At 64.3% G+C, this 10,386-nt stretch carries 8 protein-coding genes, 2 pseudogenes and 1 riboswitch; of the genes and pseudogenes, 6 read left to right on the top strand and 4 right to left on the bottom strand.

From position 1 onward, the window contains the following. The coding region (locus ACH107_RS26040) for an aminotransferase class I/II-fold pyridoxal phosphate-dependent enzyme (RefSeq protein ID WP_412508539.1) at positions 1-616 on the top strand (616 nt) is incomplete at its 5' end. Positions 617-682: 66 nt separating this feature from the next. Here the strand turns inward: ACH107_RS26040 and ACH107_RS26035 are convergent. Beyond that, a complete protein-coding gene (locus ACH107_RS26035) occupies positions 683-1,591 on the bottom strand; it encodes an MBL fold metallo-hydrolase (protein WP_412508538.1) in 909 nt (302 codons plus the stop codon). A 211-nt stretch (positions 1,592-1,802) separates the two neighbouring features. Then, a riboswitch (glycine riboswitch) is annotated at positions 1,803-1,881 on the top strand. A gap of 65 nt (positions 1,882-1,946) precedes the next feature. Between ACH107_RS26035 and gcvT the strand changes: the two are divergent. Continuing rightward, a pseudogene (gcvT, locus tag ACH107_RS26030) lies at positions 1,947-2,078 on the top strand (glycine cleavage system aminomethyltransferase GcvT); the annotation flags it as partial. Positions 2,079-2,142: 64 nt separating this feature from the next. Here gcvT and ACH107_RS26025 read toward each other — a convergent pair. Continuing rightward, positions 2,143-3,380 (bottom strand): annotated as a pseudogene (locus ACH107_RS26025) (IS256 family transposase). 232 nt (positions 3,381-3,612) lie between these two features. Next, a complete protein-coding gene (locus ACH107_RS26020; RefSeq protein ID WP_412508537.1) occupies positions 3,613-3,960 on the bottom strand; it encodes a hypothetical protein in 348 nt (115 codons plus the stop codon). A 367-nt stretch (positions 3,961-4,327) separates the two neighbouring features. Between ACH107_RS26020 and ACH107_RS26015 the strand changes: the two genes are divergently transcribed. The 3 genes from ACH107_RS26015 to ACH107_RS26005 all read left to right on the top strand — a co-directional run bounded on the left by ACH107_RS26015 (position 4,328) and on the right by ACH107_RS26005 (position 7,918). Beyond that, on the top strand, positions 4,328-4,657 hold the full coding sequence (locus ACH107_RS26015; RefSeq protein ID WP_412508535.1) for a hypothetical protein: 330 nt from the start codon (positions 4,328-4,330) through the stop codon (positions 4,655-4,657). Between the two features lie 101 nt (positions 4,658-4,758). Further along, positions 4,759-5,922 carry an HlyD family efflux transporter periplasmic adaptor subunit gene (locus ACH107_RS26010; protein ID WP_412508534.1) on the top strand — a complete coding sequence of 388 codons (1,164 nt, stop codon included), beginning with the start codon at positions 4,759-4,761 and terminating at the stop codon, positions 5,920-5,922. 10 nt (positions 5,923-5,932) lie between these two features. Next, entirely contained in the window at positions 5,933-7,918 is a 1,986-nt protein-coding gene (locus ACH107_RS26005) for a glycosyltransferase (RefSeq protein ID WP_412508533.1), read from the top strand. A 3-nt stretch (positions 7,919-7,921) separates the two neighbouring features. On the opposite strand, the gene ACH107_RS26000 is transcribed toward ACH107_RS26005, so the two are convergent. Next, entirely contained in the window at positions 7,922-8,977 is a 1,056-nt protein-coding gene (locus ACH107_RS26000; protein WP_412508532.1) for a cache domain-containing protein, read from the bottom strand. A gap of 117 nt (positions 8,978-9,094) precedes the next feature. On the opposite strand from ACH107_RS26000, the gene ACH107_RS25995 reads away from it, so the two are divergent. Further along, positions 9,095-10,141 (top strand): glycosyl hydrolase family 8, encoded by a 1,047-nt coding sequence (locus ACH107_RS25995; RefSeq protein ID WP_412508531.1) that lies wholly within the window; start codon positions 9,095-9,097, stop codon positions 10,139-10,141. Positions 10,142-10,386: the final 245 nt, after the last annotated feature.

Raw genomic sequence — 10,386 nt, 5'->3', positions numbered from 1 at the left:
CGAGCGCTACAATGCCATGACCTATCTCGACGAGGTCCATGCCGTGGGCATGTACGGCCCGCGCGGCGGCGGCATCGCCGAGCGCGAGGGGCTGATGGATCGGCTCACGGTGATCGAGGGCACGCTGGGCAAGGCCTTCGGCGTGGTGGGCGGCTATATCGCTGCCTCCAGCGACCTGGTGGATTTCGTGCGCTCCTTTGCCAGCGGGTTCATCTTCACCACGGCGCTGCCGCCCGCGGTGGCGGCGGGGGCCTGTGCCTCGATCCGGCACCTCAAGGCCTCGTCCGCCGAACGCGACCTGCAAAAGGACAAGGTCGCGCAGGTGCGCGCCCGGCTCGACGAGATCGGCATCCCGCACATCCCGAACCCCGGGCATATCATTCCCGTGATGGTGGGCGATCCGGTCAAGTGCAAGTTCATCAGTGACACGCTGATGGACCGGTTCGGCATCTACATCCAGCCGATCAACTATCCCACCGTACCCAAGGGCACCGAGCGGCTGCGCATCACTCCCGGGCCGGTCCACGCGCAAGCCGATATCGAGCGGCTGGTCGGGGCGCTCTGCGATCTCTGGACCCAGTGCCAGCTGGCCCGTCAGCCACTCGCGGCGCAGTAGCGCGGAACAAATTTCCAGAAATTTGTTCGCGGGGCCGGGAAACCGGCCCCGCCGCCCGCCCGGTCATCAGGCCGCGACGAAGCGATAGGCATTGCCCGACGTCTCGGCGCGGCCGATCCCCGGATAGGGCAGGTGGAACCCGACGACCGCCATCTGCGCGCTGGCCAGCTGGTCCAGCAGGGCCGTGCGGGTCTGCACGCCCAACCCCGGGTCCTGGTCGGACCCGGACGGCCACTCGGGCCGTGCAAAGGCGACGTGGTCGTTGCCGATGCAATCGCCCAGCACCATGATGCTTTCACTGCCGCCGCGCAGCTCGAAGGCCATGTGGCCCGGCGTGTGCCCGAAAGTGGCGCGGGCGGCGACCCCGGGCAGGATTTCCGCGCCGTCCTCGAAGACCGTCAGCCGATCCTCCAGTTCGCCAAGGTAGCGGATCGCGCCGGCCGCGAAGGCGAGACGCGCCTCGCCGATGGTGTCGGGCGTGGCCGGGTCCAGCCAGTAGTCGCGCTCGACACGGCCGATCATGTACTCCGCCTGAGGAAAGACCAGATCGCCGAAATCGTCCTGCAGCCCCCAGAGGTGATCGGGATGGGCATGGGTAAAGACCACGTGGGTGACATCCGCGGGCGCGACGCCGATCGCGTCCAGCGCCTGCCAGAGCTTGCCCGCCGAGGGCATGAAGTTCGGCCCGGCGCCCACGTCGAAGATCACCGTGTTGGTGCCGTCGCGCATCAGCGTGATGTTGCAGTCCGGTGTCAGCTCGTTGCTGGTGATGCCGTGGCGCTCGAGGATGGCGGTGACCTCGTCCTGCGGCAACCCGCCGAACTGGAAGTCGCGCGGCAGCACCAGGTTGCCGTCGCTGAGCGTGTCGATGCGGATATCGCCCAGGGTGACCTGCGCATGGGTCCAGCGGGGCAGGGCGGCGGCGCCAAGGGCGGCGCTGCCGGTCAAAAGCAGGGTGCGGCGGTCGATGTGCATGGTGTCCTCCCGGTTTTCATATTCAATTTTCTCTATGTTAAAGCATGCTGCGCGTCACGGCAAAGCCAAACCTTTGCGTGACGCACCGGGGTGGGGGCTTGTGATCGGGGGGTGGTCGCGCTAGTGTTTCCATGCGTGACGGGAGAACTGGCATTGCCAGTGCCGAAGGAGCAACCGCCCCGGTAAACCGTCAGGCTTCAGGACCGCCGCGCTATAGGACTCTGGAGAGTGGTGCCACATGCACCCGCCGAAGGGATAGCGATCTCAGGCAAACGGACAGAGGGGGCATTGACGCGGGCCGCGCCCGCACCCAATGCCCGGGGGCCTGCCCCCGGCCCAACGGACCGGAGGCGGCATGGCCGACCTGAAACGAACACCGCTTTACGAGCTGCACGCCGGGCTTGGCGCGAAATTCGTCCCCTTCGCTGGCTACGAGATGCCTGTTCAGTACGCCCCCGGCGTCATGAAGGAACATCTCTGGACGCGCGAGAACTGATAGTGCCCCGTGGCGTGGTGTAAGAACGCCGACCTTCGGAAAGGTCCAGATCTGATCAGGTCGCCACGGCGGGCAACCTGATGTTGGGATTTTCGTTCACGCGCGCGAGGGTTTCAAGGCTCATGTATCGGCGCGCGACCGTCCATTCGTCGTTGGTCTCGAGCATGATTGCCCCGACGAGCCGGATGATGGCGTCGTCGTTCGGGAAGATGCCAACGACGTCGGTGCGCCGCTTGATCTCGCGGTTCACCCTGTCCAGCGGGTTCGTCGACGCGATCTGGGTCCAATGCTCGCGCGGGAAGTCCATGTAGGCGAGAACGTCGTCGCGCGAGGCGTCCATGAAGGTGCCGAGCTTGTCCTGCTTTTCACGGAGTGCATCCGCGACAGTGTCCCACTGGGCTTCCGCGTCGGCCTTGCTTTCCTGGGCAAAAATCGTCTTGAGCATCGCGGCCACCGTGGTGCGTTGCTTGGCCGGGGCATGGGCCAGGGCGTTGCGCATCCAGTGAACCCGACAGCGCTGGTGGGTAGCACTGAAGACCCGGCGCGCCGCCGCCCGCAGCCCCTTGTGGTCGTCAGCGATCACAAGCTTCACGCCGCGCAGGCCGCGGTCGGCCAGAGACCGCAGGAAGTCGGTCCAGAACGGTAAGCGGGACCAGAAAACGATCCGGGGGATCGTTTTCCCCGCGCACGCCTCGGATGGGCCGGTGGCGACACCCAGAACCTCGCGCTTGCCGTCCTCGTTGACCGCCACGGCCACTATCACGGCACGGCTGATGATGCGCCCGCCCTCGCGGACCTTCAAGTAGGTCGCATCAAGCCAGAGATAGGGCCAGGCCCCCTCCAGGGGCCGCGACAAAAACGTGTTCACGCGCTCGTCGATCTCGGCACAGAGCCGGCTAACCTGGCTCTTCGACATGCCGCCCGCACCCATGGCCTTGACCAGATCGTCCACCGAGCGGGTGGAAATCCCCTGAACGTAGGCTTCCTGTATCACAGCCACGAGGGCCTTCTCGGCCGTGCGCCGGGGCTCGAGGAAACTAGGAAGGTAGCTGCCCTTGCGCAGCTTCGGGATCTCCAGCGGGATGCGACCCCCCGGGTGTCCCAATCGCGGTCGCGGTATCCGTTTCGCTGAACTTCCCGAAGGGGCGAACGCGCACCCTTGGCCGCGCCGGTCTGCGTCTCCACCTCGGCTTCCATGATCCGGCTGGCCGCAAAGGCCAGCATTTCACGCACAAGATCGCCATCGGCCTGCTGTTCAACCAGATCAAGCAGTGCCATTCTCTCATCGGTCATCGTCATCTCCGTCTTTGGTTTCGAGTTTTGCAACCCAAACCTTTGCCGAAGATCGACGGTGGCCGCCAGCGTCACCACCGGCCGCGCGCTGCGCTACGCCGAGGGCTCCGCGCGCGGCCTCTTACACCAATCGTTGGGACACTATCGGTGGCGGAATTGCCTGCGTGGTCCAGCAACACCCACATCAGCGGCACTCGAAACCGTCACGTGACAATGGCCAGAACCAGCACGTTCACATCGCGCGATCCCAGTTTCCAGTTGGTACGGTCGAGCGCGAGGAGCTTAGGCGCTTGAGGTTCAGCATTCGCACGACCAGCCGCGCGGCGATGTCGCTGTCCAGCTGCACGAACTGGAAGAAGCGCTGCAGACGACGGTAATTCGATCCATGCTGCGCGTCGCCCGGAAACTGGCTGGCCAGATGCGAAAGGTTCACCGTGCGCCCGTTCGCAAGCCCGACCAGCAGCACGGCCAGCGTTTCCAGCCGCGTCTTGCTCAGATCGAAATGCGGGCTATCTTTTCCATCAGAGGGGCGATAAGGGACATGAGCATCGTGAAGATCCTTGTGGTAGAGAATCTTCAAAATCGAGTCCAAATCGCCCCTCAAAGCAACAGCGTCGTGTACCGTGGAGCAAGACCGGGAAAATGTATCCGGAAGCGCAGCACATCTTTCTGGATGGAATAACCATGCGTAATTGGCTTACACATCCTCTTTGCGCTGCAATCCTGTCGGGAATGGTCGCACTTATCACACTCGCAAATCCCGGTCCGGCGGTGGCGGATGGCGCGTTTGCACAGTTCGACTATGCCCCTAAGGCATCGAGCTTGACCGGCACCATTGGCGCGACCTTGTCACCGCCACCATTGGCTGGTAGGATTTCGAGGAGGGACATGCCACGACGCTTTGGGGTAATTACGGCGTGCCGTTGGGACCCGGAGCATGGCTGCGCGTGGGACCATCGCTGCGTATCGACAACACCAGGGATGTCGATTTGGGGGCCAAGATCGGTGTCGAACGGTTCTTGATGAACGAGTGGGCCACGCTGTTTCTGCTAGGGGAATTCAACACGACCGCGCGCGAGTATCTCCTGCTGGCGCAGGTCGGGCATCGCGCCACGGGAATCGCGGCCGAGGTCTCGCTCCAAGGCAACAATGACGCGTTTCGCGAGGAATCGCTCGCGCTCAGCTACCAGCTGCGCGAGACCCCCGTGCGGCTGCGGCTGGGATATCGCTTCAACGCCGAAAAGATCTTCGTCGGATTCTCGGTCAACACGTTCTGAAGGGTGATCACATCCTGTCGCGCAGAAAGCCCCCTATCCGGCCGCACGGGCCGCGTGAGAGGGGGCCATAGTCGCGAAACTTTCCATAGCTGGAGGCGGACATGAAATACACACGTCTGATTATCGGGGTCGCGATCATCATCGTCGCCGGCTGGATCATCATTGGCGAGCAGATCACCGGGGCGAGCGCCAACGCCGTGGTCAACGCCCCGCTCAGCACCGTGCGCGCGCCGATCGCGGGCCAGTTGAGCCTGCCCGATCGCGGTCTGGGCGCACCGGTTTCTGATGGCAAGGAAATTGCGACCGTCACCGATGCGCGCGTGGACCGCGTGCGGCTCGACGATCTGCTGATTGAGCGCGCGTTTGCAGATGCCGAGCAGATGCGTCTCGAGAGCCAGATCGAGGAGACCGAAGTGGTGATGCAGCGGCTTGTAGCGCGCTCCGAGCACTTCACGGCGGCGCGGATCGACGAGCTTGAAACCCGGCTGTCGCATGCGCGCGCCCGTCTCGACCTGCTGCAGGCCGGGCTTGAAGGCGACGCCATGATCGACGGGTTGCTCGAGGACGGCCAGCTTCAGGATCTGGGCGATCCGCGCGTGCCGGGGAGCGCGCTTGAATATGCGCTCGAGCGTGTCGCCGTGCTCGAGATCGAGCTGGCGACGACACAGGATGGCGTGTTCCTGGGCGACGGCTACAACGACGCGCCCAATGCCGAGCAACGCCGCGTCGAGCTTGAAACGATGCAGGGCAATCAGGTCGCCAGGCTTACCGAGGCGAAGGCACGGCTCCAGGCCATCGACGACCGGATCGACCGAGAGCGGCTGCGCGTCAACCGTGCCGGGGTCGCGTCATTGCCCGCGCCCGTGGACGGGCAGGTCTGGGAGGTGCTGGCCTCTGATGGCGAGCACGTGCAGCGCGGTGATGCCCTCGTGCGGCTCCTCGATTGCCGCGACACGATGGTGACGCTGTCGGTTACAGAAAGCGTCTACAACGATCTGAGGGTCGGCGACGAGGCGCGGTTCCGCCTTTCGGGCGGTGGCGAGGCGCATCCCGGCACTGTGTTGCGACTTGCGGGGTCGGGGGCCGGAACGTTTTATCGCAACCTCGCCGTCTCGCCGAGCCAGCTTCACCTCGAAGGCTACAATGTCACAATTCTTGTGCCGGCGTTGCGCGAGGACGCGGATGCGCATTGCGCGGTAGGCCGGACCGGCCAAGCCTTTTTCGAACGTCGCCCGCTCGACTGGCTGCGCGGCTTGTGGAACTGAGCCCGCATCGATGACGTTCTTCCCGTATTTGACCGCGTTCGACGTGAGCCTTGCGCATCTTGCGCTGGTCGCAGGTGCGGCGCTTATCCTGCCGTTCGTCATCGACCGCGAGACGTCTTTGCACCGGGTGGCGCTGTTCGTGGTGGCATGGGGGCTGGCGATCAGGTACGCGCACTGGCGCGCGACCGAAACGCTCGCGCCGCTCGGGCTGACCTGGGACTGGGCCGCAAGCTGGTCATTTTTCGCGTTCGAGATGCTGGCGCTTATCTCGTCGCTGAGCGCCTTCGTCATTATGTCCCGGGTGCGGGTGCGCCATACCGAGGCGGACGAGAACGCCGAATGGTGGGCGCCCGATCCGCCGCCTCGTGTCGCGGTGCTGATCGCGACCTATAACGAGGATCAAGAGACGCTCGAGCGTACGATCATCGGCACGCAGGTCCTCGATCATGACCGCCTCGACATGCTGGTCCTCGATGACGGGCGGCGCGACTGGCTGGCAGAGCTATGCGCCGCGCGCGGTGTGCGTCACGTCACCCGTCCCGACAATCTTGGCGCCAAGGCCGGGAACATCAATCACGCCTTGCACTTGCTCGAGGCCGAGGGCCCACCCGATTTCATCGCGGTTCTCGATGCCGATTTCGTTCCGCACCGGCAGTTCCTCACCCGCACGCTGGCGCTTTTTCACGCGCCGGACGTAGGGCTAGTGCAGACGCCGCAGCACTTCTTCAACGCCGATCCGATCCAGCACAATCTCGGGCTGTCGCGATCCTATCCCGACGAGCAGCGGTTCTTCTTCGATCACATGCAGCCCGCCCGCGATGGTTGGGGCACCGCGTTCTGCTGCGGCACCTCGTCGGTGATCCGGTGGCCGGCCGTTGCGGATGTCGGCGGCTTTCCGACGGAAAGCATCACCGAGGATTTCATGCTGACCCTCACCTTGCAGGACAAGGGCTGGCGCACTGTCTACCTGGACGAGCCGCTGACCGAAGGGCTCGCGCCGGAGGGGCTGAAGGAATACGTCGCGCAGCGCGCGCGCTGGTGCCTGGGGCTGATGCAGATTGCGCGCTCGCGGCATGGACCATTGGGCGACACCGCCCTTCGGCTCCGCGATCGTTGGAGTGTCACGGATTCGGTCTTCTACTGGTTGACAAGCTTTGCGTTCCGCCTTGCCGCCGTGGTCTATCCACTGCTTTACTGGTTCTTCAACATCACCGTTGTCGATGCCGAGGTTCCCGACGTTATCAGTTATTTCGGGGTCTACTTCCTGTGGATCCTGACCGTGCTGAACCTGCTATCGCGCGGTATGGTGGTACCCATACTCAATGAAGTCAGCCAGCTTGTTGCCGCGATCCCGGTCACCCGCGCCGCCGTGGTGGGGCTCTTGCGCCCCAAGGGTCATCCGTTTTCGGTGACCGCCAAGGGCGGCGATCGTAGCCGCATCATCGTGCAATGGCGTCTGATGATGCCGTTCGCGGTGCTGCTGGTGCTGACCCTCGCCGGGCTTTTGATCGGTATCGTTTCGGACCGGTTCGCGTACCACGATACGGGCGACGGCAAGGCGGTGATCCTGTTTTGGACGCTTTACAATCTCGTGGTCCTGTCGGTCACGGTGCTGGCCTGCGTGGAGCTGCCCCGCCGCGAGCGCCACGTCGCGGATGCGCCTGAGCGGGCCATATTCGCACCAGAGGGCGGGCCGCCGCGCCGGGTCTGGCTTGCCAGCCTGACGCGCGATGTGGTGCGCATTCGCGGCGTTCCGATGGAGCCTGGCACGCGCGGCATCATGCAGATCCGCGATGTGGGCGACGTGCCAGTGACCGTGTTCTCGCGCGAGGACGATGGCGCGCGTCTGCATCTCTTCCCCGAGCCGACCGAGCATGACGCGCTTTTGCGGCGTTTCTACACCCAGGGCGACGCACCTAGCATCCGGGCGGCGCATTTTTTCAGCATCTTGCACGATGCCGCGTGGCGGTTGTCTTTTCGGCGCCGCGGTGAGTGAAGGTTATTTCTCGAACCGCGATTGCAGACGCATGAGTGCCGCCGACAGGCGTCTCGCCTCGGCAGTGCAACGGCTTTCATAGGGATAGACCTCGGCCCCGTCGGCGATGTCTTCGGCAGTTTGCGCGAGCATTCTGAACGGCACGAGGAACAGCTTGGAGAAGGTCACCGCGAGCAGTAACACGAGCCCGGTGCCGACGGCGAGCCCGGTCGAGACGATTCCGGCGACCACGGTGCGGCCGCCGGTCACGGCGCCTGTCCCGATGCGCCCCATCATGCGCCACCCCAAAGACGGCATCTCACCACTGACGACCTGCGGGATCGTGGCGGTGTAATACTGCTTCCCATCGGGCCATGTTTTGGCCCCGGTCGCGGCCCGCATGCTGGGCAGGTTCAGACGCTCTGCGTCGGTGCCGTCGGTCGCGATGATGATTTCCCCGTCGCCGCTGATGAGATAGAGTTCCATCTCCAGCGCGTCAGCGCTTTCGCGGAGGAACCGCTTGGCCCAGGCGAAACCGATGCGGAACCCGATCACCCCCAACGGATCGCCGTTGTGATCGGTTACCGGACGGGCGAGGTCGATGAACCTGATCGGCTCGGCCTCGGTCGCGCCTAGCAACTCGCTGAGCAGCACTGCGCCATGCACGTCCCCGGCGAAATCGCTTTCGAGACCGCGCTGAAACCACGGTTGCGCGCCGAAATTGGCCCCCTTGCGCATCCCGTTCGAGGCCGCAAGAACTGTGCCGTCGAGGCCTGTAAACCCCGCCCACGAGACCCGGTCCCCGGTCGCGGCATCCAGCATCGGTCGCAGGTTCTCAAGCCCTGTCGTGGTCATCCGCTCGCCGATATGGTCGAGGCTAAGCCAATCGGCGCCGAGCGCGCGACCGAAGTCATGTGCCGCGGCGCGGGTGCGCACACCGACCGCGGTTTCGAGCGCGTCGACCTCGTATGTTCGCGTCCGGTCGAGGACCAGCCAGGTCATGAGCATGGCAAAAAGCGCGATCCCAACAGCGATGAAGCTGAAGAAGGCGCGGGTCAGGGTCAGCGATTGAAGGAGCATTGGTTTCCTTGCAAATTTACCGGATCCTTGCATTGTGCTGGATATTTCACATGATTAGTCTCACAAGTTAGTGCAAGACGTCTGTAGGTCGAGATCCGAACGCATACATGGGGGGATATGGAGATGCGCCGGCGGGCATGTCTGGCTCTGATGACAGGTGCCGTGGCAAGTCCCGTCAGCGCGATGTCCTTTGGCATGTCGGAAAGCTGGACCGACTGGAAGGCTGCGTTCCTGCGGCCCGAGGGTCGTGTGGTCGATGCGTTGCAGGACGGCGCGAGCCATTCCGAGGGGCAGGGCTACGGTATGCTGCTGGCCGCGTTCGGGGAGGATGCGCAGGCTTTTGCTACAATGTACGACTGGACCGAGCGCCATCTTGGCGTCCGCCAGGATCCTTTGCTAGCATGGCGTTGGCTGCCCGATGCCGAGACGCCGGTGCCCGATTACAACAACGCCAGCGACGGCGATCTGTTCTATGCTTGGGCGCTTCTGGAAGGGGCACGGCGGTTCACCGTCCCGGCCTACCGGGATCGCGCCAGGGATATCGCACGGTTTCTCGCCGTGTCCTGCGTGCGTCCGGATCCACGAGACGCGTCGCGGCGTCTTTTTCTGCCGGCGGCAGAGCGCTCTGGCAGCACCGAGCGACGCATCGTCAATCCCTCCTATACCATGCCGCGTGCGATGCACGCGCTGGCCGATACCTTCGATGTGCCGGAGCTTGGCCGTGCGGCGACGGACGGTGTCGATCTGATCGGCGATCTCGCGCGGGAGGGGCCCGTTCCGGACTGGGTCGAGATCGATTCATATGACGTCCGCCCCGCACGAGATTTTGCCCGGCAATCGGGCTATAGCGCGATGCGGGTCGCGCTCTATCTCGTGTGGTCAAGTAGATTATATCATCCAGCAGTGGCGCGCGCGGAGGCACTGCACATATCTGCCGGTTGGCCCGGCACGGCAACCGTCTTCACCCTAGACGGACAAGTGTCACAGCGCAGCAGCTACCCCGGCTACGCCGCCGTGGCCGCGCTCTCCATCTGTGCCGACGGTGCAAGCGCGACCATGCCTGCAGCAGATGCCGTGCAGCCCTACTACCCGGCCACGTTGCACCTGTTCGCGCTGCACGCCGCTCGCGCAGAAGCGCGCCAGTGCCTGCCCGAGGGGCAATAATGGCTCAACTTATGTCCCGATGCTGAGCAGGGCGACGAACGGGAAGAAAGGGCTGAACACCGGTCTCTCGCTGCGCCGTGTCCGAGCGGCCGCTTCTGGGCATGAGCAGTGCCCACGGCTTGAATGGAAAATGGTCCGGTGGGCGTGGTACTGTACCCTAAGGTCTGGAAATTCGCTCGAGTTGGGGGCCATGAGCCCCTGCTGGGGCGCGCCCCAGCAGGGGCTGCCCATTCTGGTATTCCATG

The sequence above is a fragment of the Roseovarius halophilus (ex Wu et al. 2025) genome (assembly GCF_047086965.1).
This window is presented reverse-complemented; position numbering and strand designations above follow the sequence as displayed.

Coding starts and splice junctions, on each gene's coding strand:
- ACH107_RS26000 (WP_412508532.1), bottom strand. CDS start 8,977: ATGCTCCTTCAATCGCTGACCCTGACCCGCGCCTTCTTCAGCTTCATC.
- ACH107_RS25995 (WP_412508531.1), top strand. CDS start 9,095: ATGGAGATGCGCCGGCGGGCATGTCTGGCTCTGATGACAGGTGCCGTG.
- ACH107_RS26035 (WP_412508538.1), bottom strand. CDS start 1,591: ATGCACATCGACCGCCGCACCCTGCTTTTGACCGGCAGCGCCGCCCTT.
- ACH107_RS26010 (WP_412508534.1), top strand. CDS start 4,759: ATGAAATACACACGTCTGATTATCGGGGTCGCGATCATCATCGTCGCC.
- ACH107_RS26005 (WP_412508533.1), top strand. CDS start 5,933: ATGACGTTCTTCCCGTATTTGACCGCGTTCGACGTGAGCCTTGCGCAT.